The sequence below is a fragment of the Mycoplana sp. 10N416 genome (assembly GCF_056394765.1).
On sequence record NZ_JBFTIM010000008.1, the window covers coordinates 98,113 to 118,090 of the forward strand.

Here is a 19,978-nt window from a genome sequence, read left to right on the forward strand (position 1 = left end):
CTACGTAATCTAGTGGTTTCTTCACCGATTTTAAGGCCCCAGCTTTGTCCTGCAAGGATAATCGGGCCACGCCCGCCGGAAATAGGGAAAATTGTCGTTTGCCAGGCCACCCGGCACGGAAAAGCCGGCGGCACTTGCGCACCGCCGGCTCCCAAAATCAGATTGAACGTAAAACGATCAAGCAGCCGCGGCGGACTTCGCCGCCGCCGTCGTCCTGGCGACCGGGCCCTCGTAGGGTTTGTAGGCGTCCTTCGCTAGGTCGGAGTACATCTCGCCGATCTTCGTCGCCTCGGCGACGTAGGACTCGTAGGCCTTCTTCACGTAGGTGGTCTGAAGCTCGAGCGCCGTTTCAAAGCTCCTGGCGCCGGAAAGCTTCTCGAAATGCGCAATGCCGTCCTCGAAGTACTTTTTGGAATAGTCGGCCGCTTCGGTCGCGATCGCCTGCATGCCCTTGGCAAGCGACGAATAGCTCTTCAGTACGGTATCCATCGCTTCCTTGCCCTTGGCATTGGCGTCATCGAAATTGAACATAGGATGCTCCCTCTTGTTCCACCGGATGCCCGGAACTTTATATGCGCTGCACAATAAAGTCAATTTGATGCTGCAATGCGCCATTTCTTAGGATTTGCAAGGGTTTGAACATCTCAGCAAAAAACCCGGGCCTTGCGACCCGGGTTTCCAAACGTCTCTGCCAAAGCAACTCAAAGGTCGATGTCGAGGATCGCCATCGAGAAGTTGTAGGACAGTTCACCGTCCTCATCGTCGCGGAACACGACGCCCAGGAACTCATCGGCAAGATAGACCTCCGCCGACTCGTCCTTCTTGGGGCGGGCCTTGACGACCATGTCCTTGTTGAAGTTGCGCTTGAAGTAGGCCTCAAGCTTCCTGATCTCTTCGGGCTTCACGATCTAGTCTCCGTTCGGTTCGGTTGGCCGCTTCTCGCACCTGCGCCGGAAGCTGTAAACCCACGTACGGGTGTCTTTCAGCGGTTTTCCGTTCAGATGTCGAAGCCCGCGCCGTGCAGAATCTGATCCATGGCCCGCGAGGGCTCCGAGCAGCCGGCCTCGCCGACGACCTTGGCTGGCACGCCGGCGACGGTCGAGTTCGACGGCATGTCCTTCAGCACCACGGACCCCGCGGCAATGCGCGAGCAGTGGCCGATATGGATGTTGCCAAGGATCTTCGCGCCGGCTCCGATCATGACGCCGTTGTCGATCTTCGGGTGCCGGTCACCGCCCTCCTTGCCTGTTCCGCCGAGGGTGACGTTGTGCAGGATCGAAACGTTGTCGCCGATCACCGCGGTCTCGCCGACGACAAGGCCGGTCGCATGATCAAGGAAGATGCCCTTGCCGATGCGGGCGGCAGGATTGATGTCCGTCTGGAACACGCCGGACGAGCGGCTCTGAAGGTACAGGGCGAAATCCCGCCGACCATTTGCGTGGAGCCAATGCGCCAGCCGGTGGGTTTGAATGGCATGAAAACCCTTGAAGTAGAGCACCGGTTCGATGAAGCGGATGCAGGCAGGGTCACGATCATAGAAGGCCTGGATATCGACGCGTAGGATCGCGCCCCATTCCGGCCAGGACGTCGCCATTTCCTCGAACGTCTGCCGCAGGAGATTGGCCTGCAGGTCGGGGTGGTCCAGACGCTCGCAGACGCGATGGATGACGGCGGCCTCCAGCGAGGGCTGGTTGATCACGGTCGAGTAAAGGAAGGCCGCAAGCAGCGGATCCGCGAGTGCGGCGGCGCGCGCTTCCTGTTGCAGGCTGTCCCAGATCGGGTCCATCACCTTCAGTCTGTCGTCGGCGCGCTTTTCGTTCGTGGCGACCATCGCCGTGCTCCTTCTTGCCTCACAGCTCATTATATAGTGCAAACCTGCCCTGGGCGGAATGCCCCGGAACGTGCGCAATGCTCTTGGTCCTGACCTAGCGACCATCCAATTCCGAATAGAACTCCAGAACCGCCTTTTTGAAGACGCGATCCCCGACCGAAAGCATGTGGTCGCGGCCCGGAATATCGACGGCGCGTGCATGCGGAATCAGTTCGGCGAGCGCCTGCGCCGAGCCGGCAAGGTCGTCCTTGGTGCCGACAGCGACGAGCGCCGGCGCCTCGATCCGACTTATCTCCGCCGCCGTCAGGAGATCGCGCGATGTCATGATGCAGGCGGCCAGTGCCTGGCGGTCGGACTTCGTCTGGTCGGCAAAGGCGCGAAACATCCGCCCGCGTTCGTAACTGACGTCGTCGAGGGAGGGGGCAAGCAAGGCGCCGGCGATCGGATCCCAGTCCCCTACCCCGTCCACCATACCGATGCCGAGCCCGCCGAAGACCACCGAGCGGACACGGTGCGGATGGGCGAGCGCGAGGAATGCGGTGATGCGGGCCCCCATCGAATAGCCCATGACATGGGCTTGCGGGATGCCGAGATGATCGAGCAAAGCCGCGGCATCGCCGGCCATCAGCGGCGGATGGTACAGCGCCGAGTCATGCGGCTTGTCGCTCCTGCCGTGGCCACGGTTGTCGATGGCGATCACTCGGTAGCCAGCATCTCCCAGGGTTTTCAGCCAACCGGGATGAACCCAGTTGACGCTGGCGCTCGAGGCGAACCCGTGGATCAACAGCACCGGCTCGCCCGCCGGATCGCCTTCGTCGAAAAAGGCCAGTTCGAGGCCGTCATGGCGAAACCGGGAAAAGGAAGGAAGATTGAGATTCATCGCGCGCCTCTGCCAATGCATTCGTGCCCACCGCTCATAGGCGGGATTGTCGCCCAAGAAAACGTCTGCTTCGGAATTTCTCGCCCAAGACGGCGGTTTTGCCGCTACACTTTTGACCACGAGAGCTATATGGTCCGCCGCAAATTGCGACCTTTCGACTTCGGAGCATCCCATGGCCGGACACACCATTCCCCATTTCCAGAACGACGGCGGACATGCCGTGATCGAGATCGGCGTCAAGGAATTCATGTGCGTCGGCGCCTCGGTCCCCTTCGACCATCCGCACATCTTCATCGACATGGGCGACGACAACGAGAAGGTCTGCGGTTACTGCTCGACGCTCTTTCGCTACAACCCGTCGCTCAAGGCGACCCAGACAATCCCGGTCGGCTGCACCTTCGCCAACCAGGCTGCGTAACCGATGCGTGTTGAGGCGGCGGGACGATGACCGTCAAGACGGTTGCAATCGTCGGCGCCGGCATTGCCGGGCTGACCGCCGCCTTATGCCTCGCCCGCAAGGGCATTGCCAGTCACATCCTTGAACAGGCGGACCGACTGGAAGAGGTCGGCGCCGGCCTGCAGATTTCGCCCAATGCCTCGGGCATCCTCGCAAGAATCGGTGTTCTGCCCGCCCTCGAAACGCAGTGGCTGGAACCGGAGCGCATCGTGCTCGCCTCCGGCCGCACGCTCAAGCCGCTCACCGCCATCTCCGTTGGCGTGGAAGCCCGGCGGCGCTGGCACTATCCCTACGGCGTCCTCCATCGTGCCACGCTGCAACGCGTCCTGCTCGACGCCGCGCGGGCCGAACCGCTCGTCCAGGTTCACCTCGGCGCACAGGTCGCCCGCTTTAACCCGGCGGCGATTGCCGCTCAGATCGGCGTGCCGGCGGATCTAATCGTCGGCGCCGACGGCGTCTGGTCGATATTGCGTACCGCCGTTCCCGCCGCCCCGCCGGCGCGCTTTAGCGGAAGCCTTGCCTGGCGCTTCATGGTGCCGTTCGACGGTGCCCCCCGGTTTCTCGATCCGCGCTCCGTCGTCGCCTGGACCGGGCCATCGGCGCATCTCGTCGCCTATCCGATCGCCGAAGTGCAATCCTTCAATGTCGTCGCGATCCATCAGGGCGCGTTCCGCGGCCACATCTGGTCAGCCACATCCGGCCAGGCGGGCATGGCGCTGCGCTTGGATGCGTTTTCGGGATGGAACAACGAGATCGTCGCGCTCCTGCGCGCGGCAGAGACACCGCTCGCCTGGCCACTTCACGAATGCGCCGATGGACGCTGGTTCAACAATCGCGACATGATCCTGATCGGTGACGCCGCCCATGCGACAACGCCGTTTGCGGCGCAGGGTGCGGCAATGGCGATCGAGGATGCCGCCGAGCTTGCCGCAACGATCGCCACCGCCGCGGATCTGCCCACCGCATTGTCCGCCTTCGAACAACGGCGGCGCGGACGTCTGAAGCGTGTTCGCGCCCGTGCCGACTTCAATCGCTTCGCCTACCACGCCCGCGGGCCGATCGCACTCGCCCGTGACGCCGTTCTGGCGTTGCGCAGTCCGGAGAGCCTTGCTGCGGATCTGGACTGGCTTTACGGGTATCGCGCCCTCGATTGAGGCGAGCACGGCCCTTCGTCGGCGGGCCGCCGGCCGGGCCCGCCGCTCTCGTTTTTGCGCGATATCTGCCTCAGACGGCACGCGCGGCGGCAAGTCCCCGCTCGATGTCGGCTCGGATATCGGCAACGTCCTCAAGCCCGATCTGCAGACGCAGCACCGGGCCTTCCTTCGGCGCCGTACAGATCGTGCGGTCGCTCAGGTTCACATGCACGGCGAGGCTCTCGTAACCACCCCAGGAATAGCCGAGACCAAAAATGCGCAAGGCATCGAGGAAGGCATGGGCCTTCGCTCTGAAGCGATCCGGACTTCCCCCCTCAAGCACTATGGAAAAGATGCCGCTCGCGCCCTTGAAATCGCGCTTCCACAATTCGTGGCCGGGGAAACTCGGAAGCGCCGGATGAAGCACGCGGGCGACCTGGTCGTTTCCTTCCAGCCACTCGGCCAGACGCAGTGCGCTTTCCTGATGGCGCTCCAGCCGAACGCCCATGGTGCGCAGGCCCCGCAAAAGCTGGTAGGAATCGTCCGGCGAACCGCAGATTCCCAGCGCGAAATTCCCTTCCCACAGTTGCGGCCAATGCTTGGCGTTGGCAGAGACCGTTCCCATCAGGATGTCCGAGTGACCGGCCGGGTACTTCGTTGCCGCATGGATCGAGATGTCGACGCCGTGGTCGAGCGGCTTGAAATAGAGCGGCGTCGCCCAGGTGTTGTCGATCGTGACGACGGCCCCGCCCTTGTGGGCGGCGTCCGCGATCGCACGGATGTCCTGCATCTCGAAGGTGTTCGAGCCCGGTGCCTCGGTGTGGACAAGCTTCGTGTTCGGCCGCATCAACCGGGCGATGCCAGCGCCGATCGCCGGGTCGTAGTATTCCACGGCGACGCCGAGCCGCGTCAGCATCGTGTCGCAAAAGTGCCGGGTGGGACTGTAGACCGAATCAACGATCAGCGCATGGTCGCCGGCCGACAGGAACGCCAGGAAGGGCACCGTCACCGCCGCCAGCCCCGAGGGGACGAGAATCGTTCCGGCAGACCCTTCCAACTCGTTGATCGCGTCACAGAGAGCATCGGTCGTCGGCGTGCCCCGCGTCCCGTAGCTATACTTCTGCGCCCGTTTCTCCATCGTCGCGGCATCGGGGAACAGGACCGTCGAGGCATGGACGACCGGCGGGTTGACGAAGCCGTGGAAATCCATGGGATCATTGCCGATATGGGCAAGGCGGGTATTGTCGCCCGCACCAGCGAGCACTTCAGCTTTGTCTTTCATTGTTTATCCGGAAGGTTGCTTGCGTTGGAAGAACCCGAACTCTTCCGACGGGCGCTCTCAAGCGTCAAGACAATAATCCTGAAGAAACCATCACGGGTTGACATGTCGAAGGCGCCGCTCGGCGCTGGACTGGCGCAATTTTTGGCAATTTCAGCCGACTTTCGAACGGATTTTGCCTGTTTTTCCACCAAAATCGGTGAAATCGACGCTCTGGTTGGAAAATGGGTCGCCTCTCTTGACCCTGCGTCGTTTTGAGCATGAGATAGGTCAACTCGCGCCGGGAGGGTGGCGAGTGCCGCAGCGCTCCCGCACTACGCCGGCGCCACGCGGACGTGGAAAGATCATAGAACAAGGGTTGTAAAACATGACAAAAAAGATCGTGGCAGCCGTAATCGGCGCTGCCGTCATGGGGATTGGCGCCCAGGCCGCTCAGGCCGATACGCTTTCGGACGTTAAGGCCAAGGGTTTCGTACAGTGCGGCGTCAACGGCTCGAACCTCGCGGGTTTCGGTGCGCAGGATTCCGCCGGCAACTGGGCAGGTCTGGACATTGACCTTTGCAAGGCGGTGGCGGCTGCAATCTTCGGTGACGCGACCAAGGTGAAGTATACGCCGCTCTCCGCCAAGGACCGTTTCCCGGCCCTGCAGTCGGGCGAAGTCGACATGCTGGCCCGCAACACCACCTGGAGCACCAGCCGTGATTCGCAGCTCGGCTTCGATTTCCGCGCTGTCACCTACTATGACGGCCAGGGCTTCATGGTGAAGAAGGAACTGGGCGTTAAGTCCGCGCTGGAGCTTAACGGCGCTTCCGTCTGCGTGCAGTCCGGCACGACCACCGAACTGAACCTCGCCGACTTCTTCCGCTCCCACAACATGGACTTCAAGCCGGTCGTGTTCGAGGCACAGGACGAGGCTGATGCGGCCTACAACGCCGGCCGTTGCGACGCCTACACGACCGACGCCTCCGGCCTCTATTCGATCCGCCTGAAGATGACCAACCCCGACGACCACATGGTCCTGCCGGAGATCATCTCCAAGGAGCCGCTCGGCGCAGCGGTCCGCCAGAACGACTCCAAGTGGCTGGATGTCGTCAGCTGGTCGCACTATGCCCTGGTTGCAGCCGAGGAGTTCGGCATCACCCAGGCCAATGTCGAGGAGATGAAGAAGTCGGCCAACCCCGACATCAAGCGCTTCCTCGGCGAAGAAGCCGACTCCACGCTGGGCGCCGATCTCGGCCTTCCGAACGACTGGGCCGTGCAGATCATTAAGGCCGTCGGCAACTACGGCGAATCATTCGAGCGCAACGTCGGCCAGGGCTCGCCCCTGAAGATCGATCGCGGCCTCAACGCGCTCTGGAACAAGGGCGGTCTGCAATACGCCCCGCCGATCCGCTGATCGGCAACCGAGCAGCAAACGGGAGGGCGGGACTTCCGCCCTCCCCCAAAAGTGAAACGCCCGGAAAAAAGGGCGAACACAACGATAGGGGTTCTGAATGGCTGTTGCGCACGTCCGCACCGGGGGCGGCGACCCTCCGAAGGTATCGCTTCTCTACAACCCAGCGCTTAGAAGGTATGTCTATCAGGTACTCACGCTTGTCTTGATCGTTGGGGTCATCTGGTACGCCTGGCACAACGCGATGCAAAACCTCGCCCGTGCCAACATGACGTCGGGCTTTGGCTTCCTGAACAGCCGCGCCGGGTTCGACCTCGCCCAGAGCCTGATCGCCTATAGCAGTGATTCGACCTATTTCCGGGCCTTGCAGGTCGGCCTGCTCAACACCTTGGTCGTGGCCGCCTGCGGCATCGTCACCGCAACGATCGTCGGGCTGCTGGTCGGCATCGGCCGGTTGTCGCACAACTGGCTCATCGCCCGGCTGTCCACGATCTATGTCGAGATCTTCCGCAACATCCCGCCGCTTCTCGTCATCTTCTTCTGGTATCTGGGCGTGCTGGCGCTGCTGCCGACGATCCGCACCATCTTCCAGCACGTGAAGGACAATCCCGACGCGGTCTTCTTCATCTCGAACCGCGGCATCTACATGCCGGCGCCGGTCTTCGGCGAGGGATTCGGTTATGTCGTCGCCGCCTTCGTCGCCGGTATCATCGCCGCAATTGCGTTTGCTTTCTGGGCGAATGCACGCCAGCGGGCAACCGGCAAACGTCCCCCGGTCCTGGTCGTGTCGATCGCGCTGATCCTTCTGCTGCCGATGGCTGTCTTCCTTCTCACAGGATTGCCACTGTCCTTCGATTACCCCGTTCCCGGCTCGTTCAACATGAAGGGCGGCATGGTGATCGGCCCGGAATTTCTGGCGCTCTACCTGGCTTTGTCACTCTACACGGCGTCATTCATCGCCGAGATCGTGCGCGCCGGCATCAGGGGCGTCCCGCACGGGCAGACGGAGGCATCCTACGCATTGGGGCTCAGGCCGGCCTCGACGACGCGGCTCGTCGTCCTGCCGCAGGCGCTCAGGATCATCATCCCGCCGCTCACCTCGCAGTACCTCAACCTCATCAAGAACTCCTCGCTTGCGGTCGCCGTCGGTTACGCCGACCTCGTCGCGGTCGGCGGCACGATCCTCAACCAGTCGGGCCACTCGATCGAGATCATCGCGATCTGGATGGCGGTCTATCTGTCGATCAGCCTCGTGACCTCGCTGTTCATGAACTGGTTCAACGCCAAGATGGCACTGGTGGAGCGCTGAAATGGCCGAGAACCTGTCCTACGTCCGCGACCACTTCATTGCCGCCGAGCAGCCTCCGATCTCCGACTCTTCGGTCATCGGCTGGATGCGCAAGAACCTTTTTTCGTCCTGGACCGACGGCGCGATGACGGTGATCGCCATCGCCGCCCTGCTGTATTTGCTTCCGGGCGCCATCGATTGGTTGTTCCTGTCCGCCGTGTGGGCTGGCGCAGACCGAACCGCCTGCCTCACCGTCGATCAGGGTGGAACGCTTCCGAGCGGCTGGAGCGGCGCCTGCTGGGCCTATGTCGGCGATCGGTTCGTCCAGTTCATGTTCGGCTCCTACCCGCGCGACCAGCTTTGGCGGCCGCTTCTGGTCGTCGGCATGTTCGTCGCCCTGCTCGTTCCCCTTCTCGTTCCGAAGGTGCCGCGCAAGGGGCTGAACGCGATCTTGCTTCTGGTCGCTCTTCCGATCGTCTCCTACTTTCTGCTGATCGGCGGTCGCTTCGGCCTGTCTCACGTCGAAACGACCCTTTGGGGCGGGCTGATGGTGACGCTGATCCTGTCCTTCGTCGGCATCGTCATATCGCTGCCGGCCGGCATTCTGCTGGCGCTTGGTCGGCGTTCGAAGATGCCGGTGGTCAGGTCGGCCTCCATCGCCTTCATCGAGCTGATTCGCGGCGTGCCGCTGATCACCGTCCTGTTCATGGCGAGCGTGCTGCTGCCGCTCTTCCTCGAGCCCGGCAACAACATCGACAAGTTTCTGCGCGCGCTGATCGGCGTGGCGATCTTCGCTTCGGCCTATATGGCGGAGGTGATCCGCGGTGGGCTGCAGGCGATCCCCAGGGGGCAGTACGAGGCCGCCGATGCGTTGGGCTTGAATTACTTCCACAAGATGACATTCGTCGTCCTGCCGCAGGCGATCAAGCTCGTCATCCCGGGCATCGTCAACACCTTTATCGGCATGTTCAAGGACACCTCGCTCGTCACCATCATCTCGATGTACGATCTGCTTGGTATCGTAAAGGCGAGTTTCGGCGATTCGGGCTGGATCACCCCGGTCACCCCGCTGACCGGCCTGATCTTCGCCGGGTTCACATTCTGGCTTTTCTGCTTCGGCATGTCGCGCTATTCAGCATTCGTGGAGCGCCGGCTCGATACGAGCCACAAGAGATAATCAAGGGGAATACCAAATGGCAAACCTGGCCCAATCCAAGAAGATGACGGTTTCCGCCACCGACGTGGCCGTCGAGATCGTCAACATGAACAAGTGGTATGGCGACTTCCACGTGCTGCGCGACATCAACCTCAAGGTGATGCGCGGCGAACGCATCGTCATCGCCGGCCCGTCGGGCTCCGGCAAGTCGACGATGATCCGCTGCATCAACCGGCTGGAGGAGCACCAGAAGGGGCAGATCGTCGTCGACGGGATCGAACTGACCAACGACCTGAAAAAGATCGACGAGGTGCGCCGTGAGGTCGGCATGGTGTTCCAGCATTTCAACCTGTTCCCGCACCTGACGATTCTGGAGAACTGCACGCTGGCGCCGATCTGGGTGCGCAAGATGCCGAAGAAGGAGGCCGAAAAGGTCGCCATGCACTATCTCGAGCGCGTCAAGATCCCCGAGCAGGCCCACAAGTATCCGGGCCAGCTCTCCGGCGGCCAGCAGCAGCGCGTGGCGATCGCCCGCTCGCTCTGCATGAAGCCGAAGATCATGCTGTTCGACGAGCCGACCTCGGCGCTCGATCCGGAAATGGTCAAGGAAGTGCTGGACACCATGGTTTCGCTTGCCGAAGAAGGCATGACCATGCTCTGCGTCACCCATGAAATGGGCTTCGCCCGCCAGGTCGCTCACCGCGTCATCTTCATGGACCAGGGCCAGATCGTCGAGCAGAACGACCCGCACAACTTCTTCGACAACCCGCAGCACGAACGCACGCGGCTGTTCCTCAGCCAGATTTTGCATTGAGCTACTCGGGACCGGCAGCGCACTCGGGCGGCGAAGGTCGCCCGAGTGGAGCGCCGACAAAGGCTCCCTGCCCGCCTTGATATAAACCGATCCGGACCGCAGACGCGGCCGTCTGATCGCCGGCAATGGCCGGCGACGTAAACTGCAATTTCAAGGGGATACGGTGGTTGGAGCGGAGAGATTCGAAGTCTGCCGCCACCCAGCCTACCTATTGATTTACCTTGCTAATTTCCCTGCGCCTCGACGGTTTGTGTACCAGTTTCGTGCGCTCCCGTCAAAGCGACATTTGTAGCGGCGGGCAACGGCACCTTCTCGGCTCGACCCGAGAGATACTGAAGTATTAACGCTTGGATGCTACCTATCCGATATGCTTCGTCGGAACGGCTACATCCTAGGCTGCATCGCGGGTGCCCTGCTCACAGGGCTGGCCCTTCTGGTGATTGACGAGGTCGAGCCGAAGGGACGCGGGGCGCTGTTTGTTCTCTTGTTCGGCCCGATAGGTGCGCTCTGGTTCATTCGCTTGATTGGCGCGTTTTGGATAGCGGTGCTGATTTGGATCGCTGTCAACGAGGTCCAGAGCAACAAGCGTATAGACAAGAGAATTCGCCACTCCCTGTTGCTGGATGTAGCGAGGCGATCAGACAAGCGTCCCGACTGAAGTCACAGAAAATGCGTTGGTGAGGCGCTGGTAAGGAATCCAATGGCCAAGGCAGATGACCGCATGGCTGCGACCGATGCTATGGGCATGATGTGGAAGTTCTCTTCCATAGGGGACAAGCTTACAGTTCTGCTCATGGCTATAGCTCCACCCTTTGCGTTGCTCACCGTGTTTGAACGAATGGGCTTGGGCCTTCCTATCTGGAATGGCTTTTGGGTATTTTTTCCGTTTTTTGTCGTTGTGGCCTATGGGGGCCTGTTCGGCTACCTCATGATCGTGTTCCGGGAGTGTAAGAGGGTCGCTAGGGATGCGCAGGAAAAAGTAAAATGACGGCGATTCGTGAATTCGTAACGACGTTTTTCCACCACCTGTTTCTCGGCAGGAAATCGCGATACACTTATATGTATATCGCCACATTTCCTGCGCTATTTATGGGGAAAATTCTCGATGTGCCACCATTCTATTCAGCGATCGCAGGTTGGTCGATCGTTTTATTGGCGAACCCAGGCCGTCTGCTTCAGAGACTTATCCGCGATGATAAGCGCAACGGTGAAAACTCATAATCTAGGCGCGAAAGACAAATACTCGCACATTCACATCCCCCACGTAGCCAACGCCTTCTCTGCCCCTGCCGCATCGTCCCTAATCCGATAGACGGTTTGCCGTGACAAGCCCGTGGCCTTGGCGATCTCCGAAACGCTACTCCCCTTGCCGTCCATATCCATGACCTCGGTCATCTGATCGCGGCTGAAGCTGGGCTTACGCCCCTTGTAGGTGCCATCATCGCGGGCCTTGATCGTCGCTATGGCGACCTTCTGGGCCTCCTTGGTGGCCTCTGCCTGTGCCTGCGCAGTGGCAGCCATAAAGCAAATCAACGCGTCCCTTACGGCCATCTGTATGGGGTCTGTGGTCGCACCGTCAAAGGTCATACTGTTGATGATGGTCCTGATGATGACACCACGGCGAATGAACTCTTGGATGGTGTCTGTCACATCCCGGTAATTCCTACCCAGCCGGTCCACCCAGCGAACCACCAGCGTATCCCCAGATCGCAGCATGTCGAACAGCCGCTTGCCTTCTGGCCTGTCCTTCATCAGGACCGAGACGCCAGAGACGCCGTGATCTGCGATGACATGATCGAACTTGAAGCCAGCCTGTTCCGCTTGGGTGCGCTGGTGGTCAAGGGTTTGCTCAGATGTCGATACACGAGCATAAAGGAAGGTTGCCATGTGTCTCTCCGGATTGTCCGTATGGAATGTGTCCGAATGATTATTTGTCCGAAAATACGAAGTCAACCCTAACGGACAAAATAATGGCAAGCCTTGGCCTGTCCGCTTAGGTATGCCCTATCGGACACGCCGCTAGTTCTCTCGCTATTTCTTCTGACGCCCTTGCAACAGATAAAACGCGAACCCTACGCTTATTGCCGTGAGAAGTAGCGCACCGGCCCCGAGAACGAGACTGATGATGTAAAACTCGAATGGCTCCTCAGAGAACGAAACAACGACGCGCCCACGACTACGGTATTCGCCTTCCATGAACTGCGCCACCACAGCCATGAGCGCGGCTGGACCAAACGCTGCTAAACCAAATGCAGCGGAAAGCTTCTTAAGCAGGTCACATCGACCGGGGTGCGAGGCTGTTTTAGGGTCGTTCATGGAAGCGATCCAGCGCCGTAAGGTGTTCTATTTACCGTTACTATTTCCGGTTTAGAAAAACGTTACCCGCTGGCCTCCGGTTTGTCGGAGCGCACGATGAGTTTGTAGAAGTCACTCTCGGAGATGATCAGCGGGGCCTTACCGGACAAACCCAAGTCAGCCTTAGATTTCTCGTCCTCGGCCACATGACTGATGGCTACGGAGGTATTACTCAGACCGAGGACGCGGAGTTCTTCGTTAACGGTGTGGAGGGTGATCTCAGCGGGGCGAACACGGCCCGCCTCCTTGTGATCGAAGGGGGCACCGGGGGAACCGGGGTTTTCCCTTTATCTGATTTGGCCTCAGATTATCGTGCCAAAAACATTCCGGGTTTTACCAGAGAACAAAGGATGATGAAGCGTGATCAGACCACTCTTCTTCAGGGCGAAGTGCGCTCATCTGGTGGAGAGGTGGTAGCACTTCCTCCCGGTCCCCTTCACCAACGCCGCTGGATGCTCTGGATAATCTGGGCAGCGTCTATGAAGGGAACCGAATGAGGCAGGACGGCCCCCGTCATCATCCCCTCGCATCACCAGTTGGACACTTGCGATGGCATTACCGAGAGGAAACGAGACGGAGGCCGGAGGGCACGGTGCAGGACAGCGAGGCCGTGCCGCCTAAGTCAGTGTGACGGGGTGGCCATTTGTGGGCCTTCCCGATCAGTATGGACCGAGACACCAGCCAGATAGAGAACGGCTGTAAATGGCCATGTGGGGAGACGAAAGAACCACGGTCCCCGGCTGGTCAGTCCTGATACCAGACCGGCTCTTGGGCCTCACGGGCAAAGACGCTCTGATCGAGGGGCCTGTACCGGACAACACGCGGGCCGCGCTTCTCGGTCTCACTCACGGTGAACTCAGCGGCCTTGTTCAGGTCTGCGATCAGTAGCCGTGGATAGGCTTCGCCATCGCCCCAGACCTCGACGGCTCCATTGAAGCCCCGCTGAGCGAGGTAGCGACAGGCATCATGGGAAGGGACATGGGACTTGGGAATGATGGTCTCACCAGCGAGGGAGACCGAGTAAGGCTGCCCCCGCCTGTCAAGCTTCAGTGGGGTGATGATGATTTTGATGGTCATGGATGTTCCTGCAAGGCTGGAGGGGTCAAGCTCCAGTCGGTTCTGTTCTGTCGTTGATTGGGATGTGGATGGTGGATTGGGACTGCCAGGACGAAAAAACCCCGACGCCCTGTCACGGGGACAAGGGGCCGGGGTCAATCGGGACGGCTGCCGAAGCAGCTTGGACTAGACAGAAAAAGAAGGATGAATGTCATCCACGAACATTCTCGACTGTCGAGTGCCCGATAGGGGCCATGTTCATGGGGACTTTAAGGTTATCGTAGAGGACACCTAGAGGGAAAGTTATAGGGTATAGATCATGATGATATTCATCATCAGTCCATCATAGAGATAACTCCTTCAGTCTCCCTTCAAGAAATCTCCTTGAAGTCTCCCCTGAAGCCCCCCTCTATTCTATTCTCTTCTCCCCTATCCTTAAGTGTGGGGCAATTATGTTTCGTCCTCTCCCGCAATTGGGTCTCTCAAGCATCACCATCTTGAATCTCAATGCATATGAGTGTGGTCGTATATTGATGCCGTGGTCGACCTTTGTAACCAGCCACCTGCTTCCAGCTTCGCCTCTTCCGAAACGACCAGTGCCTTCAGTGCCTCAACGTAGTTGGTGGGCAGGGCCGGTGTCTGCTGGACTGGGAGTTGACCACGGCGGTAGGCCATGAAGGTGGAGATCACCTGCTTGCGGACGAGCGCAGCGTTCTCGGTCTCGGAGAAGATGCAGACGAGCAGCGCCTGTTCCTCATTGAGGTAGTAGGCATTACCGGGGCGACCACGCTTGCCGGTATTAATCGGTGTGGTGCCGATTATTCCGTATCTGCCCAGTTCAACAGCGTTTCGCTTGATGAGAGCGCGGATGTCCTCGAACTTCCCATAACCAAGCCGCTCGGCCAGATCGGTATCGAGGACGCGGGCTTCTTCATTGACGGTGTGGAGGGTGATCTCGTTGTTCATGTCAGTGTCCTGCTCAGTGGCCCTCAGCGGGGCGCGTTTCGGTAATGCTTAAGTGTGGGGTAATTCCCCCGGTGGTGGCCGTTCTTCCTGTTGCCGTATCGACCGTAGACGCGCATTCACGGGGCGGCGGGTGTCCAGACACCGGGAAACGACAAACGCCGCTCTGTGGTGAGATGGGGAGAAGAAACTGGGGCAGCACCGCTACGACCATACGCCTCAAATGCGAAGCCCCCGAAGATTGCTCAACGGGGGCCGTAAAGGTTGAATGCGTAGAGTGGGCTAGATCGCGCCTTCCGCAGGGGCATGTTTCCTGTCCAGCGTCCAATGCCGGTATTGGCCCCTCGACCCTTTGAACCAATCGTTGCGGCTGTAGAAGAACTCATAGCGAGATGTGGCGATGTAGATGTGGTCTAGGCTGCGGATTTCGATTGTCAGTAGGCGCATTGTCAAATTCTCTCCTGGCTGCTTCCCGCTTGCCCTGTCGTGAGGTGGCGGATGCACTCCTAGACTCCGACGAGCGGCTCCGGTCAAGGCATTGATTTTAATAACGTATCCACTTGTGGGTAGGCTTTTCCGTAATCTTGAAGGGACAGCCTGAAGCACAGGCGGTTGCGCGTCCTTGTTGCCGTTCGCCTTTCTGCGCGGGGGAGTCAGAATGTCGCAGGGGTGTCCCTGTGGATATGGGGGGTGTGGACATGTTCGACCTTCTTCTTCAGGCGCTCCATGACCAGCAGCGTGAAGCCATCGCGGGCATGTCGAAGGCGCGATAGTGGCGGATGCCGAAGCCGGTGCGTCCTTCAAGGGTGATCTCGGTGAACATTGCTTGAGGTCCAATTCTGGACTGCAAGGCAGCAATGTCCCGCAGGACCGTTCGATGTGCCTTCTTGAAGTAGTCGGCCACGTACATGCCATCCTTACGGATTGCCGGGAGGACTTCGCGGGTGACCCAGTCTTGGAAGCCGAGAGCCTCCGGTTTGTCGGAGCGCATGACCAACTTGAACAGACCACTCTCGGAGATAATCACGTTCCCCCGACCACGGGTATTTTGTAGCTTCATGCTACGTTTCTCATCGGGGTGCAGGTTCTTGATGATCTCGCGGCGCGGGTTGCTGATGGTCAGCACCTCGCCCACATCAGCCGCAACGAACCACGGCTGGCCGTCGATCTCGATCGCGCGGATGTTGTTGGAGAGGAAGTTGAAGGTGGTGAGGTTGTTCATGTTCAGGTGTCCTGCTCAGTGGCAGCTAACCACCATCCTCAACGGGCTTCTATGTTGGGCCATTAGGTTACGATTCATCTTCTGCACCATTTTCGATTGTATTCGTGGCCCGACAGACTGCACTCTGCCGACCGTCGGATGATGGCGGTGGAACACTATGGGGCCAGAGCAACAGAACTCGTCTAAACGTGACCTGCGTTGGAGGGCGTGGCTTTTCGCCGTGGTCTTCATTGTCCCGCCTGTTCTCGCGGGAGTGGGCGCGCCGAAAGTTCTATGGGCTGGCATCGCACTGATCGCGTGCGTGCCGCTCACGTTTCTGATAATGCGCAACGCCAAGAGAGAGGGCGAAAAACTACTGAGTTGGTCGATGACGAAGGTGGAACAGCGGGCCGCAGAAGGTCGAGTTTCCAGACCAGCGCCCACTTCCAAAGAGAGGGCCTTCGCCGCAGCTATTTCCAGCTTGGTGGCCGTGGCGGCTATGCTGCTAGTCCATGCCAACGACGCAGAAGCGCGGTGGTATTTCATCATTGCGGGAGCTTGGGCTGCCTCAATGGCTGTTGCATGTTTTACCGGACGCCCTTCACGGGACAGAGACACGAAAGGCTGACATCCAAACGGGGCGCTGGCGTGGTTGCTCTACAGGAAGGATGGAACCTTGCGCATCTCGTTGGCAAGACCGGGAAGCATGGCCTCGCTCTTGCCGTAGCCTTCACCAGATTTTCCGGTAGACCGTCCGGTGATGTAGCTCCTTGCAGCGTCCAGCACTCCCCCAACAAGACAGACATCCTCGAACAGGTGACGCCACCCGTGGCTGGGGGCAAGTTCAGGTCGAGTGATCTTGACCGTATCACGCAACCACTCGCCAATCCTCTGCTGTGATCGGGTTGAGAAGATGCGCTGATCGTCAGCCAATATGAGACCGTTGACGAAGTCCATCAGCCCCTCCTTGATCAGTTCCGGGTGAACTGGGACACGCCGCTCACTGCTTCTCGTCTTGAGCGTCTTGCCACCCGAAGTCGTCAGGCGATAGAACCAGTCATCACCGACCTTGAAGAAGTTGCTCTTAGAAAGCTGTGCAACCTCTTCGATACGAGCCCCCTGAATACGCGCACATCCAAGGCAGCCATCGCAGGTCGTGACGTGTCTCCTTGCGGGCGGCAGCGAGAACCTGCTTTGCCTCGTCCATTGTGTATGTCCGGGTGTCACTGGCTACGGTCTGGTAGTCAGGCCGCTCTACGGTGGCAAGCGGATTGCCAAGTGGAAATAGCTTGTTGTGGCTGTGCTTACGCGCCCACTCGATCACGGTCCTCACATTCTGAAGACGCTGGCCGATGGTGTTGTTGCTGAGCTTGCCGCCCTCCATCATCGCCAACTTCCAAGCGTCGGCCTCATCAGGCGTGACCGTGGTCGGGTCATCGCTCTTGCGAAAGGCGGAGAACTCGTTCGTAGCGAGCCGGTACTTTTCAACGGTCTCCTCCCGCAGTGGCACGGCGTCCTTACCCGCAGAACGCCGTCTGACACGCTCAACGCTTCAAGCAAATGTGCGCAACCATTAGGCGATGATGGGGCGTCGCAGCCACCACCTGCTGCCGCAACAATAAAGGGGTCGGGAAATGACCAAGCAACTCAGTCCACCGTTTGACAGGGCAAATGAACGGCCACCAAGTGATCTATACGAACCGGCTCCAGATCAATGGTTGCGCCTTGCAGAAGCAATATGCTTGCCGCAGTTCGGAGGCAGGCTGTACCGCAATGGGCCAAACGAACCAGGGATACTCAAAATAAACACGCTTCGCAAAGCAATCGCCAGCGGCAAATTGGTCGCCATACGTCCCAATAGCCGCAACCTCTTTGTCACCGTTAAGGCGCTAAAAGATTGGAGCGATTCATGCCACGTCGTCGAAAGGAACCTCACCCCATCTTACGCAAAGCCCGATACAACAAAAGCGGAAAGCTTACCCATCGGCAAACCTGGATCATCAAAGACGGAAGCAGGTCTGTCAGCACAGGATGCAGTGGAGATAATCTTGCAGGGGCTGAGATCAAGCTCCGCGATTACCTCATAAAAAAGCATCAAACGAAGCCGCCTTCTGAAAGAACAGCAGACCGTGTTGTCATTGGCGACATCATTGCATTCTATGTCTACAAAAAGAAAGCCATGATATCCAGAATGTCTCGAAATCGTAAGTATTCATTTCTGTGGGAGGTCGCCGAACTAAATAGGTTTTGGGGATCAAAAACCGTATCTGAGATAAATGAAGAAACATGTTTGGCGTACGGAAAGGGGAGATCTCCATCTGTAGTTAGGCAAATCCTTTGCACACTTCGAACGATCGTCAACTTCGCCGAGTTGAAAGACTGGCTCGACAAAGGTGGAAAAGTTATTGACTATGCACTGCCTCCGAAGTCTCAATCGCGTATTCACTTCTATACACGAGACGAAGTGGCAAAACTCGTCCGGACCGCGTACCGGAAACGCCATGGCGGAGTCGGTTTACGCCCTTACTTTTCCACACGGCATTTGGCGCGTTTTATCTTAACTGCGCTCTATACAGGGACAAGAGCTGATCGAATCGAGCGCGCTTCATTCGTGAAAGAAGACGGACGCCCATGGATTGACCTGCGGAACGGCATTTTTTATCGGAAGGCTCAAGGAGAGTTCGTCCCGACGAACAAACGTGCGGATCCCGTCCGTATTCCCCTACCTATGAAGACATCCAATCCGAGCTGGACGCCGGAAAACCCGAACACTCACGGCTGACACTTCTTCGCATGGCGGTCCACGAAGCTGGTCATGCTGTTGCTAGCCTATGTATGGGCGTCCCCTCTATTTCGATGATCACGATACGTGCCGCCCATGGCAACGCATACATGACGGCATCGCTGGGCGGCCCGGGTCTCATGACGGAACAGCATCTTATGGGGCGCGTGGTGATTCTTTTGGCGGGGCGAGCGGCAAAAGAAAGGTACAGCCGTGCGCTTACGTCGGCCTCGGGTGGTGCACCGAACAGTGACCTCGCGCAAGCCACACAGCTGGCACTGGATATGGAGATGCGGCTGGGATTTGGTGAGAATCCCCTCGTCTACCGACACGTCGCCGATCCGTACTCATTACTTGCTGCTGATGCCGATCTAAGGGAAAGAGTGAGCGGCCGACTGGATCAAGCATACGATATTGCGCGGACAATCGTTGCAGACAACCCTAGAGCCATCGATTTCCTAATGGAGATGCTTCTTGAGCATGAAACCCTGCAGGGTGAAGAACTTGCCGATACGCTCGGAAAAGTAAAGTATTTTATGGAGATAGCCAAGGACGAGAAGGCGCAGGAAATGCGAGCAGGAGACAAGCCCGGTTGGGTCACAAAAGACTGAGCGACTCTATGGACTCCCGATAACTCTGTCCCGTTTTAGCGTTGTTTGGAAGGCTTCCAGGAGCGGTCTCTGTCCTTTGTGAAGCTTCACCATGGCGTCGGCAATTCGAAACCATTCAACACGATCAACCTCAGGGAATGATTGCATCTGACCGGACCGTGGCGGCCATTCCATTTCGAAGTGCGAGATCGGACTGGCTGCGAGATCGACCTCTGGATCAGCTTCGACCGACCAGGCGGTGACAGTCTTTCCGCCCGGTTGGCGAAACTCACCCAAATGAATGAAGGTCTCTTCCACCTCGACGCCGATCTCTTCACACAGCTCGCGGGTGGCAGCCGCCAGCTCATCCTCCCCCTCCTCGACAAGTCCCTTTGGAATAGACCACGCACCCTCGTCTCTTCGCGCCCAGAACGGCCCACCAGGGTGAACAAGAAGCACCTCCGCGTTGTCGTCACGAACACGGAATACAAGAAGGCCAGCGCTTCGACGTTTCAATTTCATAATCATCGCATATGCAACTGCCCATTCGGCCGGGCCAAGGTTTCCCACCAACGCGATGCGACACTCACTTCGGTCGGTTAGCTCCTCGGCACCGCGAGCAGCATCGCCACCGTGGTGCCCTGAAGATAAATCGTGAGATCCTCGATTGTTGCAGATTCTCGGCCAACGATGATAGCGCGATGGCGGGACCGAGGCTCGCGCACCTCGCCAGAAATCGATCAGACAGACAGAAAGTAGGATCGTCGGCATACTGACGCGCCGCGGACGATTGCTATCGT

Annotated in this window: 27 protein-coding genes; 11 read left to right on the forward strand and 16 right to left on the reverse strand. The window is 59.0% G+C overall.

From position 1 onward, the window contains the following. Window positions 1-177: 177 nt before the first annotated feature. The 4 genes from AC1DDS_RS17170 to AC1DDS_RS17185 form a co-directional block, all read right to left on the reverse strand. Window positions 178-531, reverse strand: coding sequence for a phasin family protein (locus AC1DDS_RS17170; protein ID WP_477480001.1), 354 nt, complete (start codon window positions 529-531; stop codon window positions 178-180). A gap of 170 nt (window positions 532-701) precedes the next feature. Continuing rightward, complete coding sequence (locus AC1DDS_RS17175) at window positions 702-905, reverse strand: DUF3126 family protein (RefSeq protein ID WP_310420986.1); 204 nt, start codon at window positions 903-905, stop codon at window positions 702-704. Between the two features lie 92 nt (window positions 906-997). Further along, window positions 998-1,831: a serine O-acetyltransferase gene (cysE, locus tag AC1DDS_RS17180; RefSeq protein ID WP_477480002.1), complete on the reverse strand. Its 834-nt coding sequence runs from the start codon at window positions 1,829-1,831 to the stop codon at window positions 998-1,000. Window positions 1,832-1,925: 94 nt separating this feature from the next. Next, entirely contained in the window at window positions 1,926-2,711 is a 786-nt protein-coding gene (locus AC1DDS_RS17185; RefSeq protein WP_477480003.1) for an alpha/beta fold hydrolase, read from the reverse strand. A gap of 172 nt (window positions 2,712-2,883) precedes the next feature. On the opposite strand from AC1DDS_RS17185, the gene AC1DDS_RS17190 reads away from it, so the two are divergent. Beyond that, window positions 2,884-3,129 carry a zinc-finger domain-containing protein gene (locus tag AC1DDS_RS17190; RefSeq protein WP_310420992.1) on the forward strand — a complete coding sequence of 82 codons (246 nt, stop codon included), beginning with the start codon at window positions 2,884-2,886 and terminating at the stop codon, window positions 3,127-3,129. A gap of 26 nt (window positions 3,130-3,155) precedes the next feature. Further along, entirely contained in the window at window positions 3,156-4,322 is a 1,167-nt protein-coding gene (locus AC1DDS_RS17195) for an FAD-dependent monooxygenase (protein ID WP_477480004.1), read from the forward strand. 70 nt (window positions 4,323-4,392) lie between these two features. On the opposite strand, the gene AC1DDS_RS17200 is transcribed toward AC1DDS_RS17195, so the two are convergent. Further along, complete coding sequence (locus AC1DDS_RS17200; RefSeq protein WP_477480005.1) at window positions 4,393-5,583, reverse strand: cystathionine beta-lyase; 1,191 nt, start codon at window positions 5,581-5,583, stop codon at window positions 4,393-4,395. A 24-nt stretch (window positions 5,584-5,607) separates the two neighbouring features. On the opposite strand from AC1DDS_RS17200, the gene AC1DDS_RS17205 reads away from it, so the two are divergent. The 5 genes from AC1DDS_RS17205 (at window position 5,608) to AC1DDS_RS17225 (ending at window position 10,231) form a co-directional block, all read left to right on the forward strand. Beyond that, the gene (locus AC1DDS_RS17205) at window positions 5,608-5,838 is read left to right on the forward strand and encodes a hypothetical protein (protein WP_477480006.1); all 231 of its coding nucleotides are present in this window, start codon (window positions 5,608-5,610) and stop codon (window positions 5,836-5,838) included. A gap of 109 nt (window positions 5,839-5,947) precedes the next feature. Beyond that, on the forward strand, window positions 5,948-6,976 hold the full coding sequence (locus AC1DDS_RS17210) for an amino acid ABC transporter substrate-binding protein (protein WP_310420998.1): 1,029 nt from the start codon (window positions 5,948-5,950) through the stop codon (window positions 6,974-6,976). A 97-nt stretch (window positions 6,977-7,073) separates the two neighbouring features. Then, the gene (locus tag AC1DDS_RS17215; protein ID WP_477480007.1) at window positions 7,074-8,282 is read left to right on the forward strand and encodes an amino acid ABC transporter permease; all 1,209 of its coding nucleotides are present in this window, start codon (window positions 7,074-7,076) and stop codon (window positions 8,280-8,282) included. Between the two features lies 1 nt (window position 8,283). Further along, complete coding sequence (locus AC1DDS_RS17220; protein ID WP_477480008.1) at window positions 8,284-9,438, forward strand: amino acid ABC transporter permease; 1,155 nt, start codon at window positions 8,284-8,286, stop codon at window positions 9,436-9,438. Window positions 9,439-9,454: 16 nt separating this feature from the next. Further along, a complete protein-coding gene (locus AC1DDS_RS17225) occupies window positions 9,455-10,231 on the forward strand; it encodes an amino acid ABC transporter ATP-binding protein (RefSeq protein ID WP_310421004.1) in 777 nt (258 codons plus the stop codon). Window positions 10,232-10,622: 391 nt separating this feature from the next. Here the strand turns inward: AC1DDS_RS17225 and AC1DDS_RS17230 are convergent, their stop codons facing one another. After that, window positions 10,623-10,841 (reverse strand): hypothetical protein, encoded by a 219-nt coding sequence (locus AC1DDS_RS17230; RefSeq protein WP_477480009.1) that lies wholly within the window; start codon window positions 10,839-10,841, stop codon window positions 10,623-10,625. Window positions 10,842-10,931: 90 nt separating this feature from the next. Here AC1DDS_RS17230 and AC1DDS_RS17235 point away from each other — a divergent pair, with 90 nt between their 5' ends. Further along, window positions 10,932-11,219 carry a hypothetical protein gene (locus AC1DDS_RS17235; RefSeq protein ID WP_477480010.1) on the forward strand — a complete coding sequence of 96 codons (288 nt, stop codon included), beginning with the start codon at window positions 10,932-10,934 and terminating at the stop codon, window positions 11,217-11,219. Next, window positions 11,216-11,452, forward strand: coding sequence for a hypothetical protein (locus AC1DDS_RS17240; protein WP_477480011.1), 237 nt, complete (start codon window positions 11,216-11,218; stop codon window positions 11,450-11,452). The genes AC1DDS_RS17235 and AC1DDS_RS17240 overlap by 4 nt, the downstream gene beginning before the upstream one ends. Before the next feature lie 30 nt (window positions 11,453-11,482). Here the strand turns inward: AC1DDS_RS17240 and AC1DDS_RS17245 are convergent, their stop codons facing one another. The 9 genes from AC1DDS_RS17245 to AC1DDS_RS17285 all read right to left on the reverse strand — a co-directional run bounded on the left by AC1DDS_RS17245 (window position 11,483) and on the right by AC1DDS_RS17285 (window position 17,316). Beyond that, entirely contained in the window at window positions 11,483-12,118 is a 636-nt protein-coding gene (locus AC1DDS_RS17245; RefSeq protein ID WP_477480012.1) for a recombinase family protein, read from the reverse strand. 144 nt (window positions 12,119-12,262) lie between these two features. After that, a complete protein-coding gene (locus AC1DDS_RS17250; RefSeq protein WP_477480013.1) occupies window positions 12,263-12,547 on the reverse strand; it encodes a hypothetical protein in 285 nt (94 codons plus the stop codon). Window positions 12,548-12,609: 62 nt separating this feature from the next. Continuing rightward, a complete protein-coding gene (locus AC1DDS_RS17255; protein ID WP_477480167.1) occupies window positions 12,610-12,804 on the reverse strand; it encodes a BRO-N domain-containing protein in 195 nt (64 codons plus the stop codon). A gap of 526 nt (window positions 12,805-13,330) precedes the next feature. After that, a complete protein-coding gene (locus AC1DDS_RS17260; RefSeq protein WP_477480014.1) occupies window positions 13,331-13,663 on the reverse strand; it encodes a hypothetical protein in 333 nt (110 codons plus the stop codon). A gap of 483 nt (window positions 13,664-14,146) precedes the next feature. Further along, on the reverse strand, window positions 14,147-14,608 hold the full coding sequence (locus AC1DDS_RS17265; protein ID WP_477480015.1) for a hypothetical protein: 462 nt from the start codon (window positions 14,606-14,608) through the stop codon (window positions 14,147-14,149). Window positions 14,609-14,887: 279 nt separating this feature from the next. After that, a complete protein-coding gene (locus AC1DDS_RS17270) occupies window positions 14,888-15,052 on the reverse strand; it encodes a hypothetical protein (protein ID WP_477480016.1) in 165 nt (54 codons plus the stop codon). Between the two features lie 268 nt (window positions 15,053-15,320). Further along, window positions 15,321-15,827 (reverse strand): BRO family protein, encoded by a 507-nt coding sequence (locus tag AC1DDS_RS17275; protein WP_477480017.1) that lies wholly within the window; start codon window positions 15,825-15,827, stop codon window positions 15,321-15,323. Window positions 15,828-16,463: 636 nt separating this feature from the next. Then, window positions 16,464-16,763 (reverse strand): site-specific integrase, encoded by a 300-nt coding sequence (locus AC1DDS_RS17280; RefSeq protein WP_477480018.1) that lies wholly within the window; start codon window positions 16,761-16,763, stop codon window positions 16,464-16,466. 127 nt (window positions 16,764-16,890) lie between these two features. Then, window positions 16,891-17,316: a hypothetical protein gene (locus AC1DDS_RS17285; protein WP_477480019.1), complete on the reverse strand. Its 426-nt coding sequence runs from the start codon at window positions 17,314-17,316 to the stop codon at window positions 16,891-16,893. Between the two features lie 399 nt (window positions 17,317-17,715). Between AC1DDS_RS17285 and AC1DDS_RS17290 the strand changes: the two genes are divergently transcribed. Together AC1DDS_RS17290 and AC1DDS_RS17295 are read left to right on the forward strand one after the other, a co-directional pair. Further along, window positions 17,716-18,588, forward strand: coding sequence for a hypothetical protein (locus AC1DDS_RS17290; RefSeq protein WP_477480020.1), 873 nt, complete (start codon window positions 17,716-17,718; stop codon window positions 18,586-18,588). 11 nt (window positions 18,589-18,599) lie between these two features. Continuing rightward, the gene (locus tag AC1DDS_RS17295; protein WP_477480021.1) at window positions 18,600-19,199 is read left to right on the forward strand and encodes a hypothetical protein; all 600 of its coding nucleotides are present in this window, start codon (window positions 18,600-18,602) and stop codon (window positions 19,197-19,199) included. Window positions 19,200-19,205: 6 nt separating this feature from the next. Here the strand turns inward: AC1DDS_RS17295 and AC1DDS_RS17300 are convergent, their stop codons facing one another. Further along, the gene (locus AC1DDS_RS17300; RefSeq protein ID WP_477480168.1) at window positions 19,206-19,694 is read right to left on the reverse strand and encodes an NUDIX hydrolase; all 489 of its coding nucleotides are present in this window, start codon (window positions 19,692-19,694) and stop codon (window positions 19,206-19,208) included. Window positions 19,695-19,978 lie beyond the last annotated feature (284 nt).